Source organism: Micrococcus sp. GbtcB5, from assembly GCF_019091605.1.
Lineage (GTDB): Bacteria > Actinomycetota > Actinomycetes > Actinomycetales > Micrococcaceae > Micrococcus > Micrococcus luteus.
In genome coordinates, this window is record NZ_JAGXJK010000356.1 from 1 (window position 1) to 244 (window position 244).

Annotated in this window: 1 pseudogene; it reads left to right on the forward strand. The window is 79.1% G+C overall.

The features are described 5' to 3' along the window. Positions 1-244 (forward strand): annotated as a pseudogene (locus KVS67_RS12680) (nuclease); the annotation flags it as partial.

Consider the following 244-nt stretch of genomic DNA (forward strand, 5'->3'; position numbering starts at 1 on the left):
TCCTGGTCAACGCCGAGATGGCCCGCCTGGGCTACGGCGAGCCGGCGGTCTCCGACGGCAACGACCGTTTCCTGCCCGAGGTCGAGGCGGCGTGGGAGCAGGCCCGGGCGAACGGCGTCGGCAGGTTCACCGGGGAGTGCGGCACCGCGGCAGAGCCCATCCCGGAGGCGGCACCGGCCCCCGCCCCGGAGGCGACCCCCGCTCCCGAAGCCGCCCCCGCGGCCGGCGACGCGGGGCCGGTGCG